At 47.1% G+C, this 21,676-nt stretch carries 19 protein-coding genes; 12 read left to right on the top strand and 7 right to left on the bottom strand.

Annotated features, from left to right (window positions below):
• The first annotated feature begins 92 nt into the window (after positions 1 to 92).
• The 6 genes from WB308_RS09985 (at position 93) to WB308_RS09960 (ending at position 5,618) form a co-directional block, all read left to right on the top strand.
• Complete coding sequence (locus WB308_RS09985; RefSeq protein ID WP_424191105.1) at positions 93 to 524, top strand: MarR family winged helix-turn-helix transcriptional regulator; 432 nt, start codon at positions 93 to 95, stop codon at positions 522 to 524.
• Complete coding sequence (locus WB308_RS09980) at positions 521 to 1,951, top strand: efflux transporter outer membrane subunit (protein WP_424191104.1); 1,431 nt, start codon at positions 521 to 523, stop codon at positions 1,949 to 1,951. Before WB308_RS09985 ends, WB308_RS09980 begins: the two co-directional genes overlap by 4 nt.
• A complete protein-coding gene (locus tag WB308_RS09975) occupies positions 1,938 to 4,097 on the top strand; it encodes an FUSC family protein (RefSeq protein WP_424191103.1) in 2,160 nt (719 codons plus the stop codon). The genes WB308_RS09980 and WB308_RS09975 overlap by 14 nt, the downstream gene beginning before the upstream one ends.
• Entirely contained in the window at positions 4,088 to 4,288 is a 201-nt protein-coding gene (locus WB308_RS09970; RefSeq protein WP_424191102.1) for a DUF1656 domain-containing protein, read from the top strand. The genes WB308_RS09975 and WB308_RS09970 overlap by 10 nt, the downstream gene beginning before the upstream one ends.
• Positions 4,289 to 4,298: 10 nt before the next feature.
• Entirely contained in the window at positions 4,299 to 5,210 is a 912-nt protein-coding gene (locus tag WB308_RS09965; RefSeq protein ID WP_424191101.1) for an efflux RND transporter periplasmic adaptor subunit, read from the top strand.
• 111 nt (positions 5,211 to 5,321) lie between these two features.
• Complete coding sequence (locus tag WB308_RS09960) at positions 5,322 to 5,618, top strand: hypothetical protein (protein WP_424191100.1); 297 nt, start codon at positions 5,322 to 5,324, stop codon at positions 5,616 to 5,618.
• A 46-nt stretch (positions 5,619 to 5,664) separates the two neighbouring features.
• Here the strand turns inward: WB308_RS09960 and WB308_RS09955 are convergent, their stop codons facing one another.
• From WB308_RS09955 to WB308_RS09945, 3 genes are read right to left on the bottom strand one after another with little or no spacing between them, the layout of a single operon-like run.
• Complete coding sequence (locus WB308_RS09955) at positions 5,665 to 8,214, bottom strand: cation-translocating P-type ATPase (RefSeq protein WP_424191099.1); 2,550 nt, start codon at positions 8,212 to 8,214, stop codon at positions 5,665 to 5,667.
• A gap of 14 nt (positions 8,215 to 8,228) precedes the next feature.
• Entirely contained in the window at positions 8,229 to 9,374 is a 1,146-nt protein-coding gene (locus WB308_RS09950) for an iron-containing alcohol dehydrogenase (RefSeq protein WP_424191098.1), read from the bottom strand.
• A 10-nt stretch (positions 9,375 to 9,384) separates the two neighbouring features.
• Positions 9,385 to 9,984, bottom strand: a complete 600-nt coding sequence (locus tag WB308_RS09945) for an NAD(P)H-dependent oxidoreductase (RefSeq protein WP_424191097.1) — start codon at positions 9,982 to 9,984, stop codon at positions 9,385 to 9,387.
• A 206-nt stretch (positions 9,985 to 10,190) separates the two neighbouring features.
• On the opposite strand from WB308_RS09945, the gene WB308_RS09940 reads away from it, so the two are divergent.
• Positions 10,191 to 12,980, top strand: a complete 2,790-nt coding sequence (locus WB308_RS09940) for an EAL domain-containing protein (protein WP_424191096.1) — start codon at positions 10,191 to 10,193, stop codon at positions 12,978 to 12,980.
• 11 nt (positions 12,981 to 12,991) lie between these two features.
• Here the strand turns inward: WB308_RS09940 and WB308_RS09935 are convergent, their stop codons facing one another.
• Positions 12,992 to 13,222: a hypothetical protein gene (locus WB308_RS09935; protein ID WP_424191095.1), complete on the bottom strand. Its 231-nt coding sequence runs from the start codon at positions 13,220 to 13,222 to the stop codon at positions 12,992 to 12,994.
• A 346-nt stretch (positions 13,223 to 13,568) separates the two neighbouring features.
• Here WB308_RS09935 and WB308_RS09930 point away from each other — a divergent pair, with 346 nt between their 5' ends.
• From WB308_RS09930 to WB308_RS09910, 5 genes are read left to right on the top strand one after another with little or no spacing between them, the layout of a single operon-like run.
• Positions 13,569 to 14,294 carry an outer membrane lipoprotein-sorting protein gene (locus tag WB308_RS09930; protein WP_424191094.1) on the top strand — a complete coding sequence of 242 codons (726 nt, stop codon included), beginning with the start codon at positions 13,569 to 13,571 and terminating at the stop codon, positions 14,292 to 14,294.
• Positions 14,291 to 15,532 (top strand): ABC transporter permease, encoded by a 1,242-nt coding sequence (locus WB308_RS09925; protein ID WP_424191093.1) that lies wholly within the window; start codon positions 14,291 to 14,293, stop codon positions 15,530 to 15,532. Before WB308_RS09930 ends, WB308_RS09925 begins: the two co-directional genes overlap by 4 nt.
• Entirely contained in the window at positions 15,525 to 16,766 is a 1,242-nt protein-coding gene (locus WB308_RS09920) for an ABC transporter permease (RefSeq protein WP_424191092.1), read from the top strand. Before WB308_RS09925 ends, WB308_RS09920 begins: the two co-directional genes overlap by 8 nt.
• Positions 16,763 to 17,455 (top strand): ABC transporter ATP-binding protein, encoded by a 693-nt coding sequence (locus WB308_RS09915; RefSeq protein ID WP_424191091.1) that lies wholly within the window; start codon positions 16,763 to 16,765, stop codon positions 17,453 to 17,455. Before WB308_RS09920 ends, WB308_RS09915 begins: the two co-directional genes overlap by 4 nt.
• Positions 17,452 to 18,573, top strand: a complete 1,122-nt coding sequence (locus WB308_RS09910) for a hypothetical protein (protein ID WP_424191090.1) — start codon at positions 17,452 to 17,454, stop codon at positions 18,571 to 18,573. The genes WB308_RS09915 and WB308_RS09910 overlap by 4 nt, the downstream gene beginning before the upstream one ends.
• A gap of 16 nt (positions 18,574 to 18,589) precedes the next feature.
• On the opposite strand, the gene WB308_RS09905 is transcribed toward WB308_RS09910, so the two are convergent.
• Genes WB308_RS09905 through nhaA form a run of 3 tightly spaced genes read right to left on the bottom strand, consistent with a single transcriptional unit; the run spans position 18,590 to position 21,665 of the window.
• Positions 18,590 to 19,504: a class I SAM-dependent methyltransferase gene (locus WB308_RS09905; protein WP_424191089.1), complete on the bottom strand. Its 915-nt coding sequence runs from the start codon at positions 19,502 to 19,504 to the stop codon at positions 18,590 to 18,592.
• Between the two features lie 57 nt (positions 19,505 to 19,561).
• Positions 19,562 to 20,443 (bottom strand): diguanylate cyclase domain-containing protein, encoded by an 882-nt coding sequence (locus WB308_RS09900; RefSeq protein ID WP_424191088.1) that lies wholly within the window; start codon positions 20,441 to 20,443, stop codon positions 19,562 to 19,564.
• Positions 20,444 to 20,498: 55 nt separating this feature from the next.
• Positions 20,499 to 21,665 carry a Na+/H+ antiporter NhaA gene (gene nhaA, locus WB308_RS09895; protein WP_424191087.1) on the bottom strand — a complete coding sequence of 389 codons (1,167 nt, stop codon included), beginning with the start codon at positions 21,663 to 21,665 and terminating at the stop codon, positions 20,499 to 20,501.
• Positions 21,666 to 21,676 lie beyond the last annotated feature (11 nt).

The following is a 21,676-nucleotide window of genomic DNA, read 5'->3' as shown; positions in this document are numbered from 1 at the left end:
AAAAATATAATATTATAACTATAATAGTTATTATAATAAGTATTTAAGGTGTATCGCTCTAGAATTTCGCAATTTTAAATCAAGGGGTTATTATGAGTTTCGAATCGGATACGTCGATCGCCTTTTTGATCGCCAAAACACGCAACATCCTGAAAAACGAACTGGAAAAAGAGCTCAAACCTCATGGACTGACCTACGCTCAGCGGGTTATCCTCATCCGATTGTGCGAAAAAGACGGTCTGACACAAAAAGAGCTGGCGCAGGATACCTATTTCGAACAGTCAAATATGACACTGATGCTCGATAAGCTGGAACTCAAAGGTCTCATCAAACGGATTCCAAAAGAAAATGACCGAAGAGCCTATCTTGTCAAGATCACCCCACAAGGGAGAGAACTGCGTGGTCTTCTTATCAAAATGGGAGACCATGTGATCGAAAGAGCTTTTAGAGGCGTCAGTGAGCAGCAAAAAGAAGAGCTTTCCCATCTCCTAAAAACTCTCTATGAAAATCTCCAAAATTCATGAATTCCAAACCCTTTTTGGTCGCTGCTCTTGGACTTTTGCTCCTCAGCGGATGCGTCCCAAAGATCGAAAAGGCCATTGCGATTCACGAAACGGCAGTACAAGGAGAGTTGGAAAAAACGTGTGCTGAATTCAACGATACGAAGTTCGTAAGAGAGTGGTGGAGAAGATATGGTGATGAACAGCTGGATCGGATCATAGAGGAGGCATTGGCCACTTCACCGACGCTGAAGAGTATCGAAGCCAGATACGCACAGGCCAACACTATTATAGAATCGGTACAATCGCGCAATCTGCCCCATCTCTCTGCGAATACAAGCCTTGTCCGCGAACGTTTCAGTGAAAATCATATTTTCCCGCCGCCGCTTGGAGGAGGCACCTATACTCAGTACCAGAGCCTATTGACCCTTGATTACGATTTTGATTTTTGGAACGCACGTAGCTCACATATTCAGGCGGCAAAAAACGGGGCTTTGGCGCAAAAAGCCTCGATAGAAGCTTCGAAAGTGGCTTTAGCCAGCGCAATCTGCGAAACGTATGTGTCATGGAATTATGATGAACGCAAACTTTTCGTGTTAAGCGCAATGGAACAAACGGCACGTGAAGAGCTTATGATCGTTGAAAAACAGTACCGATTGGGATTGATCGACGCTATCGCAATCCATGAGAAAAAAAGTGCTCTTTCCCGGATGGCACAGCGGATCACGGAATTAAAACGGACCATTGAGGGGAAAAAAGAGTCGATCTGTGTTTTGGGTGGATTTCTCCCCTCGTACGTGGATACGTTGAACTCCCCCCGTATCCGTGATACATCGAACGTTCCGTTACCGAAAGAGATTATGCTGAATCTGCTCGCACACCGTCCTGACGTTGCCGTTGCGAAATATACGGCACTGAGTAAAAGTCATACCGTCGAGCAGAGAAAAGCGCAGTTTTATCCCGATATCAGCCTTTCCGGGCTGATCGGTTTTACCTCATTTAGCTGGACAAAACTCATCGATCACTCATCTTATTCCCCCGCTACGGGGATCGCGCTGTCTCTTCCGCTGCTGGACTGGGGGGAGAGAAATGCCAATTTGCAAAACAGTGTCAGCGATTACAATAGTTCAGTCTATGAGTATAATCAGGCCGTGATCAAAGGGGCGAATGAGGTTGTCGTTATACTCAAACAATCCAAACTGATCGAGGCTCAACGACAACAGCACGATGAGGAGTTGCACGCTCTTAATGCCAATGCAGCGATCACGCGTAAAAAACTTGTTCAAGGGCTGAGTAACAAACTTCCCTACCTGAGCGCACAACAATCCGTATTTGAGGGAGAGATCGCAGCGTTATCCCTGATGGAGACCAAGGCGTTAATCCAGATTGATCTGATCAAAGCATTGGGGGGAGGATACATCGATAAAGGGGAGAATAATGGGCACGAATAACGCACTTCTCCCCCTAAAAACATTTCCGTGGCAGCGGACACTGCACGAATGGGTTACCCTCGATGCCCCGGTTCTCATCTATATGGCAAAAGTGATTATGGCGGCTTTGACAGCCCTATGGATTGCCATGACGTTAAATCTCCCCGATCCCCGCACGGCTATTTTTACGGTGTTCATCGTGATGCATCCGCAAAGCGGGCTGGTGTTTTCGAAAAGCTATTATCGCGTTTTGGGAACGATTGCCGGGGTGGGGATTTCACTTCTCATCACGGGAATGTTTTCGCAAGATCCGCTCTGGTTTATCGCTTTTTTTGCCCTCTGGATCGGTTTGACTACTGCGGCGGGGTTCAAATACCGCAATTTCCAATTTTATGGGTTTGTTTTGGCCGGATACACCCTTTGTATCGTTGCCCTTCCGGTGATTGAAACGCCTCTCTCTGTTTTTGACATCGCCGTTTCACGCTTTTCAGAAGTCGTCATCGGCATCATGGCGGCGGCGTTGGTAAGCGATATTGTTTTCCCCCGTCGTCTTTTGGACACATTGATCGCAAGTGAGCAGGAACGTTTTCATAACGTTCTTGCTGCCTTATCTGATCCGCAATCTGTTTTCGCAACATTCGATGAGAGTGAACCGTCGGTTAGACAATTTTCAAACGGGGCCGTCGGACTGGATGCCGTTCGGATAAACAGCAGTTTTGAGAGCGGAGCCGATCGGCGGGAACGGCAGCACTATCAGTATCTAAACCAAGAATACATGAATTTGTCCACGACATTTCATTCGCTAAAAAGCATTGTATCCGCGATAAGGGAGAGAGAAGACACAAACGTGCTGACTGCGCTGGAACGTCTTTATGCTCCGATAGCCTCCGTATTAAAAACACTCCCCTACACCCTGTTGAGCCCGGAAGATTTGAATACGGTTATTCGAGAACTTTTAGAGATCAAAAACAGATTTCATGAACATTCAAAATGCGAATATGAATATTTTAGAGGATCAGCGCGCATGGAAAGGGAAGATGAATTCCTATCGGCATCCTATCTGATTGAGCGTCTTTTACATGAGCTGCACAACCACTGCGCGACATACCTCTCCTTGCTCAAGCACCGATTATCGGGCAATTCATCCTTTGAACTAAGCCGGGTGGTGCGGTTTTCGACCCATACCGATAATATATTGGTAGGACTTGCCGCCTTGCGGGGAAGCGGTGTATTGCTTTTGACGATGCTGTTTTGGATCTGGACTGCATGGCCTTATGCAACATTAACGATCACCCTTGCCGTTGTCATCGGATTGTTGCTCGGGACACTGCCCAGTCCGCTGGAGGGGGTCAAAGATTTTTTCAAAGGGTCGGTTGTTGCGCTTATCTTTGCCGCCGTTTATGATTTTTATCTCATACCATCGTACACGTCGGACTTTTTAACCCTTGGATTGCTCCTGGCGCCGACGTTAGCCTTTATCGGATGGATGACAACCCAACCGAAATTGCCTGTGTTTACGTTTGGGTTTGTTTTCATGTTTATGAACCAGTGTGCCCTTGACCCTTATTACAAAATCGAACCGACCAAGTTTTTAGAGAGTTCGCTGGCTTCTTTGATCGGAATACTTTTTGGAGGTCTTGCTTATGTGCTGGTTAATTTCTGGTCGTGTTCACTTACCCAAAAGAGGGTAGCGAAGGTATTGCGCCGTCAAATTGTGAGATTATGCGATGGTGCATTGAATATTGAGAGAAGTGCGTTGGAGAGTACCGGACGCGATCTCGTTCAGCAGTTTTCGACGCAGGGGAGGCTGAATATCCGTTCCAGCCGTCTCGTTTATGAGTGGCTTCTCTCGACTCTTGAAATCGGCCGAGCCATATTGAGCATTCGGCGGAGCCTTCAGAGACTCTATCCGCAGTACCATCATCCCAGTATCGATGCGGCACTGGAATCGATCAAAGGGTATTTCGAAGCATCGGAAGTATCGGGTCGGGAGAAACTGCTCACTGCCTTACAGAGGTCTCTACAAGAACTCCATTCATCGCAAATCCCTTCTGAAAAAGGGCAGTCCAAACGTCTTCAGAGAGTGATCGTTGAGCTCGCCCTCATACGCACCGTATTGCGCAATTCAGAGACATTTCCGTTCGTAAAGGAGGATTCATGCCGTTAGACATAACTTTGTTCGGGATTCAGATGCCGACGTTGCTTCCTATTTTTGTGACGGTTGCCGTTGTGCAGATTTTTGTGGACCGTGCGATGTCGGACAGCGGCATTTATAACCATGTTTGGCATCCCGGGCTGTTTCGAACGGCGGTATTCGTTTGTTTGTTTACGATCCCGTGTTTGCTCATTTATCGCTAAGGAGATACCCATGAAAAAAAATATCAAACTGTCCAAATTCTTACGTTTTGCGGCCACCTTCTCGATCGTCTTTCTGGCCGTTTTTCTGGGACTGATGCTGTGGGACAACTATATGAACACCGCATGGACGCGTGATGGGCGTGTGCGTGCCGATGTCGTCATGGTCGCACCCGATGTCGGGGGGCTGGTCCGTCACGTTGCCGTGTTGGACAATCAGTTTGTCCATAAAGGGGACCTTCTGTATCAAATCGATGCCGTCCGTTTTGAACACGCATTGCACGAAGCCCAGGCAGTCGCCATGACCCGCAAAGCCGAATATGAGATGAAAAAACGCCAATCGCAGAGACGAAACGCGGCAGAGGATGAGGTTGTTTCCGCAGAAGAACGTGACGATGCCCTTTATGATGCCCAAATTGCCCATGCAAAGTACGAAGAGGCGCTGACGCAGGTCGAAACGGCCAAACTCAATCTCGAACGCTCTTCCGTCCGTGCGCCTACCGATGGATGGGTTTCCAACCTCCTGTTGCGAAAAGGGGACTATATCGATGCCGGTGAAAAGCACATGGCTCTCATTACCAGCGGCTCGTTCTGGGTATATGGCTATTTTGAGGAGCACAAACTTTCCTTGATTCATGTCGGTGACGAAGCTGAGATGAGAATATTGGGGACCAAATTTATTCTCAAAGGACATGTCGAGAGTATCGCGAGAGGAATTTCTGATCGTGACAACGTGACGGACGGGCGTCTTTTGGCCAACGTTAATCCGATCTTTACCTGGGTTAGATTGGCGCAGCGGATTCCCGTTCGTATCCATATCGATGAAGTGCCGGAGGGGTTGACCCTCTCCGCGGGGATGACGTGCTCCGTAAGTATTGTTAAGGCCAACCCAGATCAAAGGAGTGCCCAATTCAAATCAATTTAAAATTTCACGCCAACAGGCAATCGCTTTGGCTTCGCTAGCCACTAGGACATGGAAACTTGCCTCGTTTGAGGAAGAAAAAGAAAATGAACAGATAAAAAAGGAAACAAAAGAATGAAAAAAATAGCGGGATTGGTCATAGCCGGAGTTGCGTCAGCGTGTTTTGCTGACATGATGGGTGAAGGGAAACTGGCGCTTGAAAAGAAAAACTATTCCGAGGCTGCAAATGCTTTTCGTATATCGTGTGAGAGCGGAAATGGCAAAGGGTGTTATGAACTGGGAATGATGTATGAAAACGGGATCGGAATGGCACAAAACAAATACAAAGCTTCAAATCTATATGCACAAGCCTGTCGTGCACAAGAAGCGCTGGGGTGCAGTAATATGGCGCTCTCTTTCGACACCCCTTAATAAGGGTTCTTTTTTCAAGCTTCTACGGAAAAATGAATTTTTAGGGTTATAAATGGAGCCATCGGCCCCCTGCAAATCGCAGCAGAAGCAGCCATAAAGCAGATGAAAACAGGAGTATTCCCGAGATAATGATTGAGGAAAACGTGACAGACGCAAAGCCCAATATATTACGTAAAAAGGGGATAAACAGCACCGCAAGAAGCATCAGGGTAACGGTGCCGAACATAGAGAACATCCACGGGTTGGCTGTTCGTGTGCGCAGGGATGCCGAAGGGGTAAAATGGGTATTAGCAAGAACGAGAAGAAACAGGGCAAGAACCAGTGCCGTGAATACGCCGATTTGAATATCGTCTAAGCTCCATCCCATGTGCTGCAATTGGGAATATCCGATTAACAAGATGAGTGCAATACCGGCTCCCTGAAGCAAGGCAAAACCAATATTGCTAAGGGTAAAAGGGCTAGCCGTGAGATTGCGCGGTGGACGCTTCATACTGTTAGCATCAGCAGGTTCGGCTTCAAAAACAATGGCACAGGCCGGATCGATTAAAAGTTGAAGCAATACGATATGAACCGGTTGCAGCATTACCGGCCAGTGGAGTAATGCCGGTACAAGGGTCAAAGCGATAATAGGAAGGTGGACGGCAAATATAAAACGGGTCGCTTTGGTAATGTTATCGTAAATATTTCTCCCCTGACGGATTGCGGCGGCGATGCTTGCAAAACTGTCGTCCAGAAGGACGATGTCGGCAGATTCACGTGCCACATCGGTACCGCGTTCTCCCATCGCGATCCCTACATCGGCAGCTTTGAGAGCGGGAGCATCATTGACGCCGTCTCCGGTCATGGCCACGACATTGCCGCTTTGCTGCAGCAGCTGTACGAGGCGAAGTTTTTGCTCAGGCTGTATTCGTGCACAAATATGGACACTCCGTAGTCGGGTGAGCAAAACATCATTATCCAGTTGGGCGATTTCATCGCCCGTGATGATATCCGTGTACTCGGTTAGGCCTACTTGCTTTGCGATTGCGATTGCGGTAGCCGGATGATCACCGGTGAGCATAAGAACCCGTATCCCGGCGCTTCGGCATTCAGCGATTGCGGCAGGAACTTCGGAACGAGGCGGGTCCATAAATCCTATCAGCCCCAGAAAGGTAAAATCAAAATCATGTTGGCTTTCCGGCCAAACCGGATTATTTTTATCCGTTTGATATTCTCCTCTAGCCACCCCTAAGACCCGTAATCCGCGTGCGGCCATAGCCTCAACCTGAAGCCCTATCTCATAGCGCCGTGTCTCGGAGAGATGGCACAAATCGGCGACGGCTTCGGGTGCACCCTTCGTTGCAAGGAGATGCAAGGAAGGGTTGATGTCCGAAAAGATTTGGGTCATGGCGAGGATGTCTGACGAGAGCTCGTAGGAAAAGGAAGGGGTGGATGCATCATGCAGATGTTCCGTATCTTTTAGCCGTGCATGTCCAAAAGATTGGATCGCTTTTTCCATCGGGTCAAAGGGGTCGGCAGGGGTGGCCAACATGCCAAATTCAACCAAAGAATGAAAAATTTCGGGTAATTCATCCTCTTGGGTTGCGATAAATCTCCTATTCTCTACCGAGAGTTCGGCAACTTGCATGCGGTTTTGGGTCAGTGTTCCTGTCTTGTCGACCGCTAGGACCGTGATGGCACCCAACGCTTCTACGGCACTGATCCGACGGGTAAGTACCTTTATTTTCGTAATGCGCCAGGCGCCCAGAGCCAAAAATACGGTCAGAATGACCGGAATTTCTTCCGGCAAGGTTGCCATTGCCAGAGCAATACCCGAGAGCAGGCTTTCCATGAAGGAGCGTTCATTGAATATCCAATTCACAAGAACCAATCCCATTGCCAGACCGACAGCGATCATGCTGACCGTGCGAATCAAGGTACGTGAAGAGCGTTGCAGGCCGGATTGGACCTCTTGGGTTGTTGCCAAGGATTGACTGATATGTCCGACGGCGGTATCGGTTGCAATCGATTTGATTACGGCGAATCCCACCCCTTTGGTGATTACAGTACTGGCAAACAGTGAGGGGAGACTGTCAGAACCGGGCGTTTGCATAGCGGTGATCTGGGGGTTCGGTATTTTGGTGACCGGTACCGCTTCGCCGGTTAAAAGGGACTCGTCTACCGATAGCCGCCCTTGGAGGAGCAGCGCATCGGCTGCGATCCGATCCCCTTCGTGCAGAACAAGGAGGTCGCCGACAACCACTTCACATCCCGGGATACGAATCTCTCTCTCATCCCGTATGACCAGTGCCCGAGGTGCGGAGAGATCGCGTAACGATTCCAGCGCCCGTTGCGTTTTGTGCTCCTGAACAAGCGTCATGCCGATGACCATGAAGACAAATACCAGTAAAAACAGCGCTTCGGCACGATCCCCCAGGGCAAGATAAATCGTACCGGCTACCAACAACATTAAAAACATCGGTTCGCGCAGTACACTCAACACGATGGAAAAGAGTGTTTTTGGCTGGCTTCCCGGAAGGAGATTAGGACCGTCATGCTTCAGCCTCGATGCCGCTTCGGTGCTGCTTAATCCGGCTAAGCTGTTTTCATTCTTCATTCGGAATCGAATCGTTAACCGTTCTGAAGTATCCGTGCAATCGTTTCACTGGGGTACTCTTCACCCATTCCCCACAAAACGGCCAATCCATGCGCATTTTCGGCAATTTCATCAATACGGTCTCGAGGAATATGGGCTTCCTCCAGAGTGACCGGTGTACCGATGGAACTAAACCAGTTTTCCAGGGCGCTAATCCCTTCTTCTGCGGTGTGCAAACCGAAAACTTCTTTGGCAAACCGTTCGAACTGAGGACGATTTTTATCTTTATACCATTTCATCCATGCCGGAATAACGATGGATAGGCCTGCCCCGTGGGCGATGTTAAAGAGTGCCGAGAGAGCGTGTTCGATCATGTGATTCGGGAAACTCCCCCCACCCGTACCGGAACCGGTCAAGCCGTTCAACGCTTGGGTAGATGCCCATGCGAATTCTCCCCTTGCATCGTAATCAAGAGGATTTTTGAGGAGGATTTCGGTCGTTTCGATGACGGTTTTTATGATCGATTCGACAAGTCTCGATTGAAAATTTGGATGATCGGTTGCCGTGAAATAGACTTCGATCGTATGGGCGATGATGTCCGCCGCCGAATAGGCTAAATACGCATTCGTGACCGTAGCCATCAAATCGGGGTTGATGATCGATATTTTCGGATTGAGCAGGACCGATGCAATCGAGTATTTCTGTTTTGTAGCGTCATTCATGACGACCGAGTTTCCGTTCATCTCACTGGCGGTTGCCGCGAGCGTCATAACGGCATAGACGGGTAAGGCTTCGGTGATGGGTGCTTTGTTGATAAAAAAGTCCCATACCTCCCCCTCATACAATGCCCCTGCCGCAATCGCTTTGGCCGAATCGACCACCGATCCGCCGCCGACCCCCAGAACTGCTTGAAGGCCATGGGATTTTACGAGATCGATACCGTCTTGGACGCGGGAGAGGAGGGGATTACTGACAACCCCGTCCAGCTCTTCGTACGCGATACCGGCTGTTTTTAAACTTTTTATCACACGATCGTATAAACCGTTTTTCTTGATTGAACCGGTTCCGTATACGAGGAGGAGCCGTTCGACCCCTTGTTCGGCAATCATTTTCCCGATATTGTTTTCTTTGTCGCGCCCGAATTCGATCCGGGTGGGATTATAATAGGTAAATGGGGTCATTTTTTTCCTTTTAAAATGATGGTAAAAAGTTTTGTTCGAGCGAACGGCGTAAACCGCTTAGCGCATCCTCAATGACAAATTCGGATTTGTAGACATCATGGACGGCGTAGCTTGGATAGGGGGTGGCACCGCAGAATTGGAACGTTTTATGAAGGGCTACATTGGCCTCATCCAGACTCATCCCTTCGAAAAATCCTTCAGGGTTATTGAATTCGCTCTGTGGGCAGTTATAGGTGAAACTGAGCATATACCGTTTCTCTGCCATCAATCCGCCGCTCCCGTAAGTTTTGGAGGGGTCATGACGGCTGCGTCCGTCACTGGCGTAGGTAACCGTATTGAAGCCTGCTGAGAAAATATCATCGATGTATTTTTTACCGAGCCACGGCAATCCCATCCAGTAGACGGGAGACTGAACGAAAAAAAGGTCAGCCCATTGGAATTTTTCCAGTTCTTGGGCTGTGTCATACCCATCATCGATATGTGTCTCTTTCGCTTCATAGCCATTTTCAAGAAAAAACTTTTTTGCTTCGCCGAGCAGCTCTTTGGTGAGATTGCCATTGGCAATACCTTCATATTTTTGGTGGAGATTGAGCAATAATACATGTTTCATGGAGGTTCCTCTTGTGGTAATGAAATGTAAAGAACGATTTTATCCAACTGTTTGTTTACTAATATTCGCGATTTTTAAATCCTTAGGATCTTTTAGGGTGAATCTGATGGTTTAGAATGTCAGATGCATAAAGTAAAGTGTCAGAATGAAGAAATTCAGTAGTATTCTATTAAAATAGAACATTATGATTTAAATGCGGAGTGCAGATGCGGTTAATAAACCATCGGTATGAGAATCCAAAAGCCCTGAAAAGCTTTATTGCCAATACGATTACGGATAAGGGCAATGTTTTTGTACAGCTGTTCTGCGGCAGAATGGATACCTCATTGATTCAGTCGGTATTGGATCAGCTTGCCTTGGCATTGCCGAATGCGTCTATCATCGGTGCAACGACCGCAGGTGAAATTATGAATGGAGAAATGAGTTCGGAAGAAATCATTCTCGCTTTCTCCCTCTTTGAAGCTACCGAAATCACAACCCACTATTTTTTTCCTGTCGATTATGCTCAGGGGGTTGATGCCGCCCATGCGATTGTGAACGATCGAACCAAATTATGTATCGCTTTCAGTGAAGGGATCAGCGGTGATTCAGAGTCTTTTCTAAACGGATTCACCTCGGTACACAACGAGGTCATGGTTGCCGGAGGGAATGCGGGAGATGATTTGAGTTTTGAAAATACCCGTATTATCAAAGGGACGACACTCTACCGACAAGGGATCGTTATCGCCGTATTGGACAGCGACGTGTTGAACGTGCATAATGCTTTTTCCCTCCATTGGGCGCAGATCGGCAAAGAAATGACCGTGACGAGGGCGGATAAAAACATCATCTATGAAATCGACGGCAGAAAGGTTGAGGAACTCTACACCTATTATCTGGGGGCGGAAACCGTAGCCAATATACCGGCAAGCGCTATCGAATTTCCTCTTATTAAAATGGAAGACGGGGTTCAGGTCGCCCGTTCGATCGTTGCGCAGCGCGAAGAGGGGGGATTCGTCTATGCCGGCCATTTCAAAAACGGAGACAAAGTCCGTTTCGCAATCGGCAATGTCGAAGATATCCTCAATCATGCCACAGAGGTACAAAAAGAGATAGCGCTCGCCCAGCCCGAAGCGACCTATATCTACTCATGCTCGGTCCGAAAACTTTTTTTGAAAGAGCAGCTGGAATATGAGTTCGGATTGATCAACGAGATAGCACCTACGGCCGGTTTTTTTACCTACGGGGAGTTTTTCCACTCTCCGCACAGAAATCAACTCCTTAACATTACAACTACGACCGTTTCGCTAAGCGAGTCGCCACAAGACACTACACCGAAAGGAGTGATCCAAAAGAGGAGTTATCACCATACGATGCTCAAATCATTGACCCATCTGGTCAATGTGACACAGCATGAACTCAATGAGAATATCAAAATTATTGACCAGTACAAAATGGTGCTGGATGAGAGTTCTATCGTCTCAAAAACCGATAAAAGAGGGATTATTACCTACGCAAACGATGCATTTTGTACCATTTCAGGGTATTCGCGCGAAGAATTGATCGGAAACAGTCATAACATCGGACGTCATCCGGATACCCCGAAGGAACTCTTTAAAGATTTGTGGAAAACAATCAAATCGGGCAAAGTGTGGAAAGATACCTTTAAAAATCTGACCAAGGATGGACGGGATTATTATGTCAAATCGGTGATCGCCCCCATCTTTGACGAAGAGGGAAATATCATCGAATACATATCAGCACGGGCAGACGTTACCGAATTGATGACCAAGGATCAGATTATTCGACGTCAGCTGATAGATACTTTAAGCGGGTTAAAGAATCGTACGGCATTGTTGAGTGATTTGGAGGACGGAGACTCCATGATGACTTTAATATTGCTTAATATTGATATGTTTTCAACCGTTAACGACTATTTTGGTTACGAGATCGGAGATCAGTTGCTCGAATCGTTTGCTAAGCGGCTCAGAGAAATTGTCGAGCATGAGTATCTCTACCGTATCAGCGGGGATGAGTTTGCGATCATCTGTGTCAATCGGCAATTTGACGACGCATTGAGAGACCACGTCGTGGATTACATCAACAAACTTGAAAACGTCAAATATCAGGTTGGGGGGCATGATATTTCGTTGAGTGTTTCCGGAGGGATCGCCCATTCGCTCTATTCGGATGTTTATAATCTCGCACACATGGCGCTCAAAGAGGCGAAGGAACAACGGGCTAAACTGATTTTTTTCAATGAAAACACCTCATTGGCTGAAAAAACACGCAATAATATTTGGATGATTGATAAAATAAAATCGGCCATTGAAGAGGACCGCATCGTCCCCTATTTTCAAGGGATTGCCGATAATCAGACCAAACAGATCGTCAAATATGAGTCTTTAATCCGTTTGATTGAGAGGGATGGAACGGTATTGAACCCGTTTTGGTTTTTGGATCATGCTAAAAAATCAAAACTCTACGATAAATTGACGCGGATCATGATTGCCAAAACGTTTGCGGTATTTGAAAAGTGTGACTGCGAGTTTTCTTTAAACTTAACCTTGCCGGATATTATTTCCGATGAGACACGTACCTTTTTATATGATATTCTCGAACACTCATCCGCATCCAAACGGCTTATTTTTGAAATTGTTGAGTCGGAGGGGATAGAGAGCTTTGATGAAGTTGCAGATTTTATCAAAACCGTCAAACAATACGGGTGTAAAATAGCGATCGATGATTTTGGAACCGGTTATTCAAATTTCAGCTATCTGAGCAAACTCGATGTCGATTACATCAAGATCGACGGATCGTTGATTAAAAATATCCATTTGGATGATGACCATCTTTTTACCGTGGAGAGCATCCTCTTTTTTGCCCGGAAAAAAGGGATTCAAACGATTGCCGAATTTGTTGAAGATGAAGTTGTTTTTGAGAAAGTACGCGAACTCGGTATCGACTACTCCCAAGGGTATCTGTTTTCAAAACCTTCACCGAAAATTCTTCCGTAAGGTTTCGGCTTTTACTCTTTCTCTTCGTTTTCAAACGCTTCAAAAAGACCGGATGCATCGATAATTTCCTGATCCATTGCCTTGAATGCTTCCGCTTCCTCAACTTTTGCATGCGTTTCTTCGACATATTCTATAAAGGTTTCAAGATCCTGATCGGGATGGTAAAATTGCGCATAGCTCAAAGCAATCTCTACAAATTCCGGCCCGCATCCAAAATCAATTAATTGTTGGTTTAAATCCATGGGTTACCTCTTATTTTAATGCGTGACATTATAACTGACCTTATGCGCTTAACTAAAAAAAGTGCGAAAAGGGAGTTTTTCTCCCATATCCGAAAGATATGGGTAGCTTCAGGGGGTTGTAGGGACATTTGTCCCTGCCACTTTACGGGCTTTGCCCAGAAAGTGCGTGACATTATAAGTAAGAATACTTGATCTATCGAATGGGTGCAGGTTTTATACGCAAAATTGCCCAATTTTGCAGGGTATGGTGTTCTGGTGTATGGAGATGTACCGAGTCCGGAAAAAAAATGACGCTAAAAATAATAAATTCGGTTAAAATTATTTACTCCAACAAAAAAGTAATCACATGTATTTATTCTCTCTTCTTCTGCTTTTTGTTCTTCCTTTGTATGCAATCACGGCCAAAGATATCATAAAAAATGCCGAGCGTAATATCCTAAGTGACAGCGGCTACTCCAAGATAACGATGACGGTAACGACGGCGAGGGGAGAGCGGACGATGAAGATGGAGAGCTGGAATCGGGGAAATGACACAAGCTTTATCAAAATTCTCTATCCCAAACAAGATCGCGGGATCACTTTTTTGAAGATTGATACGACAATGTGGCAGTATGTCCCTAAAATCGAGAAAACGATTAAAATTCCCAGTTCGATGATGATGCAAAGCTGGATGGGGAGTGATTTTACCAACGACGATATGGCCAAGGAGAGCTCCATTGTCGAAGATTACAATCCGCAGCTCACGGCTGAAGATGCGAAGAAGTACACGCTGACCCTTTTGCCCAAAGAGGATGCCCCTGTCGTATGGGGAAAGATCGTTATGGAGGTGGAAAAGGAGCACTTCATACCGCTTCGGGCGATCTATTATAATGAGGAGGGAGGAGTGGAACGTATCCTGACCTACAGCGGGGTAAAAGTGTACGGAAGCCGCTATTTGCCGACGGTAATGACGTTGATCCCGCAGGATAAAAAAAGCAATAAGACGGTCGTAACGATGGATGAAGTCGATTTCGATGCACTCATCGACGATTCACGATTTACTAAAAACGCGTTGATACGGTACAGTCGATGATCCTTTTCAAGATGGCGGTTCGGGAATTGTTGACCCACAAGAAACGCTCCATCGTCACTTTGGCTCTGAATACTTTTTCCACGGCCCTTTTTATCTTTGCCAATGCCCTCAATAACGGGAGTCACAATCAGATGATCCGCTCCAGCGTCGAGATCTATCCCGGCTATATGCAGGTGAGCAACCGTGCGTTTGAAGACAATCCGAGTTATGAGCATTTGATCTTCGATGCGGCAGAGATCAAAAACCGTTTAATGAGGGTTGAGGGGATCGGCGTGAGTGCGGCACGTTTTGAAGCGTATGCCCTCTATTCGACCGATAAACAGTCGATCGGGGGGATGTTTACCGCGATTGAGCCTGAAAATGAGGCGAACGTTTCTCGGCTTAAAAAATCACTGGTTGAGGGGGAATATCTCAGCCGCGATGACACCAACGCTTTGTATCTTGGTGTCGAACTGGCCAAACGTCTTGGCGTAGGGGTGGGAGATAAACTCTCGTTTATCTCTACGGGTGCAGATTACTCTTTTGCCGCTGATAATCTCGTAGTCAAGGGGCTGTTTAAAACAAAGCTTTATGAATTCGACAACACTGCGGGTTTTGTCAGCAAACGCTATTTTGACGAGGTGATGCACAGTGAGAATATGGCTACCCAAATCATCATCAATCCGTTCGACGTACAGCAGATCGACTCTCTGACGCAGAGAGTCCAAAAAGTGCTGGGAGAAGAGGTAAAAGTTAAAAACTACAAAACGACGCTGGAAGATCTGATTCTGGCGATGGAGATCGATACGATTTTCGGCTACATCACGCTGGGGATTTTCTTTATCGTCATTTTTTTTGTCATCGGAATTTTTGCGTTTCTCTCTGTCTATGCCCGTATTCGACAAATCGGCATACTGCGGGCTATCGGGACGACACCCGCGCAAGTGATCGGGATGCTGCTGATCGAAGCGCTGATTTTAGGGACACTCAGTGTCGGAGCGGGAGGGGCTGTCGGGGGGTATGCCAGCTGCCACTATGAAAAAAATCCGATTCAAATCAGCTCTTTGGTCGATCTGGACACGGAAGAGTATGCCAAACAGTACAACATGGTCGCCGATATGAACCTTCCTGCCGAGTATAATCTAACGAATATTATCCTCGAAATGGCGATTATGATGTTTCTCAATCTACTGAGTGTCGTCTATCCCATTGTGATGATCAACCGTTTTACCCCCACAGAGGCGATACGCTATGTCTAGTACGGCCGAATTTCTCTATTTCAAGATGGCACTGCTGCACATCGGCCGCCGAAAAGGGCGAGCGGTATTGATCTCTTTGATGATTGCCGTATCGCTGATCGGATTACTGCTGATGGAGGGGATGTACGAGGGGATGATGGTACAGATTACCCAAAACACGTTAAAGACGGGAAGCGGAGCCGTATCGATCCAGCACAAAGAGTTTCGTGCCGACAACAATATCAAATATCGTATTGAAAATCCGCAGAAGATTGCGGCGATACTGGGTACACAGCCGGGAATCCGCAGCTATGCGATCCGTTTAAGCCAGCGCGGTTTGATCGCCACAGCCGGATATTCTCAGGGCGTTACTGTGACCGGGATCATTCCGGAACGCGAAGCCTTCCATTCCGGGATGGATAACTTTATCATCAAAGGGAGATACAGTTTTGAGAAACGGAAGCGAGGAGCGATTATCGGCTACCGTTTGGCGAGGAAACTCAAGGTAGATCTCGGCAAAAAGGTTATTGTGACGATTCAGGATACGAACAATGAAGTCGTTTCCGTAGCCCTCAAAATAGAGGGGATTATCAAAACGAACAATATGGCGATCGACAGCAACGGCATTTTAATGGATATCGGTACCCTTCGCAGTTTGATCGGAACCGAAGGCTCAACGGAGATTGCGGTTTTACTCGATGAGCAAGAAGATGAGAATGTAGTGAAACGCGCTGTTGCATCCCGACTCGATGATCCCGCTATGGCTCTTTACACCTATAAAGAGCTCTACCCCTCTTTGCATGAGGGGGAAGCGATGATGCAGACCTACAGCCGTATCAGCTCGGCTTTTATCTTTATTGTTGCGACCTTGGGAATATTCGGGGTTGTCCTCGTCTCCGTACTGGAACGGGTCCGGGAATTCGGTATCATGATGGCAATCGGAACACCGTTTCGTGATATCGCCCGTCTTATCATCTACGAGTCGTTGGTTATTACAATGAGCGGCTATATCGCAGGGGCGATGATCGGCGGAGTTCTGCTGTGGTATTTCAAACAATACGGTCTCGATTTATCGGGTTTCAGCGATGCTTTTGCCATCTTCGGAATGGATTCAAGCATTCATGCGATTGTTAGAACCGAATATTTTACCGGCTCTTTTGTGAGCGTATTGATCGCGACGCTCTCCGCAACGATCATTCCGATCCGCACCCTCAAAAATCGCAATCCCATCCAATCCATTAATGAGCAGAAATGATGAATTTTTTAACCCTCAAACATATTACAAAAGTATTCAACCCTCTCAGCGAAAGCGAATCCACTGCCCTGAGAGGGATTGATCTCTCCATAGGAAAAGAGGAGTTCATCGTCATCTCCGGACCCAGCGGAAGCGGCAAGAGCACGCTGCTTAATATTATCGGAGGGCTTGATACTCCGAGTGAAGGATCTGTTGAACTGGAGGGGACCGCAATTACGGAGCTGGGAGAAAATGATTTGGCTCGGTTTCGTCGTGAGAATATCGGGTTTGTCTTTCAGGCCTACAATCTGATCCCCGTCTTAACCGTCAAAGAGAACATTGAATATGTAATGCGCCTCATGGGGATGCCGCAGAGCCAATGTGACGCGCGGGTATTGGAGGTGGCGCGAGAGCTTGATATCGACGCCTATCTGAACAAACTCCCCGATCATCTCAGCGGCGGTCAGCAGCAGCGTGTTGCGGTAGCGCGCGCCGTAGCAAGCAAGCCTAAACTGATCCTTGCCGATGAACCGACCGCCAATCTTGATACCCTTAACGGGGAGAAGCTGATGGAGTTGATGCGTCGATTGAATGAGGAAGAGAAGGTGACCATTATCTTTTCTTCTCACGATCCGCTGGTAATCCAAAAAGCACGTCGCTCCATTGTCCTGCGTGACGGTGAGATCATTGAGGATATTACACGCCGATGATACGGGGATTGCTGGTCGCGACAGCACTAACGCTCTCATCGAGTGCGGCAGAATTTGAAACGACGTTTGAGAACAGCAATTTTACCCTCAGCATGCCGATAAACGGTACCGGTGAACACAAATTCTACAACGCCAACCGCTTTCGCCTTAGCGAACATATCCGCGAAAACAACTGGTTTCTGACGGCGATCGGGGATATCCAAAACCATTGGGGATACGATATCCTACGCAGCGACGCGTTTAAAGCGGCCGATGCGCTCCGTGCCGATATCCCCTTTGAGATTCGAAGCGGAACGTTTGATTATTCGGAAGGGGAGATGTACGCTCGTCTTTACCGCCTCTACGGAGGATATGCTGACGAAAGACACCGCATCAGTTTGGGAGTGCAAAAGGTGAGTATGGGGGTAGGGCGCATTTGGAACCCGACCGATTTGTTCAATCCGAAAAATCCTCTGGCCCTGGAACCTGATGAGGTGGAGGGGGTTTTGGCCCTGGCCTATACCTACTCTCCCAGCAGCCTGAGTCAGATGAGTGTCGTATCGGCAATCCGTGAGGACAATAGCTTCAAACATGCGGGGCGGATCAAAGGCTATCTCGCAGTTGCCGATGCAGCTCTCAATGTGATACACGCGGAGGATGTAACCATGATCGGCTATGAACTCGAGGGGGAACTGATGAAGACGGGAATAGAACTCCGTTCAGAGGGGGGATGGTTCAAGGACAAACTTTTGGATAGCACGTTTTTTCAGGGATTGGTGGGTGCGGATTATGCGTTTGAAAACTCTTTGGCGATTGCGTTGGAGTGGCTTCATACGTCTCGAACATTCGAGAGGGCACTGCTGCTTGGAATCCCTTCGGGTGCACCGAATAATTTGGTACGATCGCACGATTACGCAGGGATCGGCGGCAGCTATGAATTAGATCCGCTCCTTTACGGTGCACTGAGCACTATTATCAGCGCAGAGGATGGGAGTTTTTATCTGAGTCCCTCGGTGCGGTATTCGCTCGATGATGATATGACGTTGGGGGTGGGCGCTTTGTTGCATGGAGGCGAACCTGAGAGTGAGTTTGGAAGCTACGGCCAAACGTACTATCTCAATTTCAAAGTGACATTTTAGGGCACTTTTTCCTTTCTTAAGCCCCTTTTTTAAAAATGAGATTTTTAAGACTTCGTTCATCATCATTGGTAGGAAAACTTTTCGGATTCTCCAGTCTCTCGACATAACGAAACTCCGGGGCATTTTCCCGGAAAAGTGTTTTGATAAACCCTGTATCCAGCTCGGGAGCATTGAGTGCTGCTAAGACGGTGCACTCTTCTGCCGCAAATTCATGGAGCCTGCGAATGATCTTCTCATAGTCGGAAGTTGCCGCAAAAGAGCCTTTTTGAAAGCTGGGCGGATCGATAATGATGAGATCATACGGCCCGGCCTTGCGGATTCGGCTCCACGATTTTAGGATATTGTAGGGCATGAATTGGACGTTTTGGGTGGCGAGTCCGTTTATGCGGTGGTTCTCGCGTCCGAGGGAGAGGACATTTTTGTTCATATCGACGTTGACGACCATTTCAGCGCCCCCTGCAACCGCTGCGACGGAGAAAGAGCAGGTATAGGAAAAGAGATTTAAGATCTTCTTTCCCTTCGCATGAGCGCGTACAAACGATCGCCCTTCTTTCATATCGGGGAAAAAACCGATATTTTGGGCGTTGAGGAAGTTGACGTGATATTTGAGACCGTTTTCAACGGCATGGCACTCCTGCAAAAGCTCACCGGCAGCCACAGTTGAGGGTGAGCGCTCGAGGTAGCGTTGCTGGACAATCAGGGCCTCCCATTTTCCCTCACTTTGATAAATGGAACGCAACATCCCCACAATCGATTCTTCTTCATCGTCAGCGTCAAACAAAACGGCAAAAAGGACTCTATTCACACTGTCTACGCTAAGGAAACGGTACCCCTCATACGCATTACCCCGCCCGTGAAAGAGACGGGCGTACTCTGCGGTTGTGTTACGTGCATTGGTCATTAAAAGTTGGTGTAAATCATCTAAGTTCATGCACTCTCTTTAGGTAAAGTGGTGCAATTATAGCAGGAGTATTGGGAGTCATTTGGATTACAAAACCGTGACTTGGGAGTCTCCGGATTGTTGGAGCGCCTTTTGTGCTCGCTCAAGGATCGCTGGGAGTTCTTCTTTCTGGTTTTGTACCGCCGTACCCAAGCGCATATGGATCGTATGTAAATTTTCAAAAGGCTCTTCACGCATAACGCTCAGCAATTTTCGGCTAAATTTCATCGCATTCTCGGCTGTATCGACGAGATAGGCCAAAAGAAAAGTTTTTTTCCCCCACCGAACGAGCATATCGCTTTGACGGATATTGGATTTGATGCTTGAACTGAAGTCATGCAAATATTTTTCTCCTTCGGGGTCGGAGGAGATCAATTCGATCAGGGTAATGCCGATTGATTTTTTGTTGAAGAGTGCCGCATCGTGAAAACTTTTCGAGGTATGGAGAAAATAGTTCTTATCGTATGCGCCGCTCTCTTTATCGATACTGACATCATTTTCGATCATGATCCGTTTGATAAGATCTTCGGAAATATCGGTAAACGTGACGAGGGTGTAGTCCTTTGCGGGCGATTGAGCCGCTACCGAAAAAGCATGAGGCTCGATACGGGAGTTAAGCATGCTGATAATCCGGTCATGTTCAGGAAGCTTCATAATCGTTGAAACCCACTCATCCGGATGATCCGCCTTCCCCGCGTGAAAGTAACTGTCGTGCGGGACAAAACGGTTTGGAAGGGAACCGAACTCACGGAGAAACTCTTTTGCAGAAGAGACATCGGCAAAATCCATAAACGGCTGGTTAAAGAGAATGGGGATATTGTTATGCAGCAGAACAATGAGATTTTTTTGTCCGTTCATCAATGAGAGAAAAAGGTCTCTGTATACATGCTCGTCATGTACCCTATACGACTCTTTGTGTGCTATTTCCATACATGAACCTTCAAGCTATATCGTGCAATCATAACATAAGAAATAAAAATAGTATTTACCCTTTTTTTAAAAAGAACCGTAGGACAATGTATCCGATCAGGCCGGATATCATCGATCCCATCAAAATCCCCAAACGCTCATCGGTTAAGATCATGCCACTCGCTCTGGCATCTTCAAATGCGAGTGAACCGATAAATAATGACATCGTAAAGCCGATTCCGCTGAGAATTGAAACGCCGTAAAGCAGCTTCCAGTTGACACCCTGCGGCAATTTGCCAAATCCCATCCACACCGCCAAAACACTGAAAAGAAATACTCCCACCTGTTTTCCGAGGAAAAGTCCTAAGGAAATACCAAGAGTGACATTGTCATAAAAATCTTTTGCCGATATATTGGAAAATCCGATCCCCGTATTGACGAATGCAAATAAAGGGAGAATGACATAGTTGACGGGAGCGTGCAGCGAATGTTCGAGTGCGTGAAAAGGGGCTTTGTTGTTTTTAAGGGGAATCAGCAGTCCGAGGATAACCCCCGCCAAGGTTGCGTGAACCCCTGATTTTAAAACCGCTGTCCACAAGACAATCCCGACTAGGATATAGGCCGTATGATTGACAACCCCTCGAATGTTCATCAGGGTTAAAAGTGCAATCATTGATGCTGCGATAGTGAGTGATGTCGTCGAAAGATCAGCGGTATAAAAAAGGGCAATGATGATAATTGCACCCAAGTCATCGATGATTGCCAGTGTCAGTAAAAAGAGTTTGAGTCCTTTGGGGACGCGATCGCCTAAGAGTGTCAAAATTCCTAAGGCAAATGCGATATCGGTGGCTGAGGGGATAGCCCAGCCTTGAACGGCAACCGGATTATTCCAGTTGAATCCTGCGTAGATCATCGCGGGGACAAGCATCCCGCCTAATGCTGCAAAAGCCGGAACGGCGATCGCTTTGGGGTCACGCAATGAGCCTTCGATCACCTCACGTTTAACTTCGAGACCAATCATAAAAAAGAAAACGGCCATCAAACCATCGTTAATCCACAGTAAGAGAGGTTTTGCAATCACGAGTGATCCGAAGCTGACGACAACCGGAATAGACGTAAGCGAAGCATAAAACGGCTGTAAAGAAGTATTCGCCAAGAGCATGGCTAAAAGAGTAGCAACCACCAATAATATCCCGGTTGCCGATTCAAGCTTAAAAAAATTCAAGAGTGAGTATTTGACCATATTTTTCCTTT

This window comes from Sulfuricurvum sp., from assembly GCF_049587615.1.
Lineage (GTDB): Bacteria > Campylobacterota > Campylobacteria > Campylobacterales > Sulfurimonadaceae > Sulfuricurvum.
The sequence above is the reverse complement of the archived record's forward strand: the minus strand, read 5'-3'. Positions and strand labels throughout refer to the sequence as shown.

What these genes read in the sequence shown, in the direction of transcription:
- WB308_RS09985 (WP_424191105.1), top strand. Translation starts at nt 93, where the DNA reads ATGAGTTTCGAATCGGATACGTCGATCGCCTTTTTGATCGCCAAAACA.
- WB308_RS09980 (WP_424191104.1), top strand. Translation starts at nt 521, where the DNA reads ATGAATTCCAAACCCTTTTTGGTCGCTGCTCTTGGACTTTTGCTCCTC.
- WB308_RS09975 (WP_424191103.1), top strand. Translation starts at nt 1,938, where the DNA reads ATGGGCACGAATAACGCACTTCTCCCCCTAAAAACATTTCCGTGGCAG.
- WB308_RS09970 (WP_424191102.1), top strand. Translation starts at nt 4,088, where the DNA reads ATGCCGTTAGACATAACTTTGTTCGGGATTCAGATGCCGACGTTGCTT.
- WB308_RS09965 (WP_424191101.1), top strand. Translation starts at nt 4,299, where the DNA reads ATGAAAAAAAATATCAAACTGTCCAAATTCTTACGTTTTGCGGCCACC.
- WB308_RS09960 (WP_424191100.1), top strand. Translation starts at nt 5,322, where the DNA reads ATGAAAAAAATAGCGGGATTGGTCATAGCCGGAGTTGCGTCAGCGTGT.
- WB308_RS09955 (WP_424191099.1), bottom strand. Translation starts at nt 8,214, where the DNA reads ATGAAGAATGAAAACAGCTTAGCCGGATTAAGCAGCACCGAAGCGGCA.
- WB308_RS09950 (WP_424191098.1), bottom strand. Translation starts at nt 9,374, where the DNA reads ATGACCCCATTTACCTATTATAATCCCACCCGGATCGAATTCGGGCGC.
- WB308_RS09945 (WP_424191097.1), bottom strand. Translation starts at nt 9,984, where the DNA reads ATGAAACATGTATTATTGCTCAATCTCCACCAAAAATATGAAGGTATT.
- WB308_RS09940 (WP_424191096.1), top strand. Translation starts at nt 10,191, where the DNA reads ATGCGGTTAATAAACCATCGGTATGAGAATCCAAAAGCCCTGAAAAGC.
- WB308_RS09935 (WP_424191095.1), bottom strand. Translation starts at nt 13,222, where the DNA reads ATGGATTTAAACCAACAATTAATTGATTTTGGATGCGGGCCGGAATTT.
- WB308_RS09930 (WP_424191094.1), top strand. Translation starts at nt 13,569, where the DNA reads ATGTATTTATTCTCTCTTCTTCTGCTTTTTGTTCTTCCTTTGTATGCA.
- WB308_RS09925 (WP_424191093.1), top strand. Translation starts at nt 14,291, where the DNA reads ATGATCCTTTTCAAGATGGCGGTTCGGGAATTGTTGACCCACAAGAAA.
- WB308_RS09920 (WP_424191092.1), top strand. Translation starts at nt 15,525, where the DNA reads ATGTCTAGTACGGCCGAATTTCTCTATTTCAAGATGGCACTGCTGCAC.
- WB308_RS09915 (WP_424191091.1), top strand. Translation starts at nt 16,763, where the DNA reads ATGATGAATTTTTTAACCCTCAAACATATTACAAAAGTATTCAACCCT.
- WB308_RS09910 (WP_424191090.1), top strand. Translation starts at nt 17,452, where the DNA reads ATGATACGGGGATTGCTGGTCGCGACAGCACTAACGCTCTCATCGAGT.
- WB308_RS09905 (WP_424191089.1), bottom strand. Translation starts at nt 19,504, where the DNA reads ATGAACTTAGATGATTTACACCAACTTTTAATGACCAATGCACGTAAC.
- WB308_RS09900 (WP_424191088.1), bottom strand. Translation starts at nt 20,443, where the DNA reads ATGGAAATAGCACACAAAGAGTCGTATAGGGTACATGACGAGCATGTA.
- nhaA (WP_424191087.1), bottom strand. Translation starts at nt 21,665, where the DNA reads ATGGTCAAATACTCACTCTTGAATTTTTTTAAGCTTGAATCGGCAACC.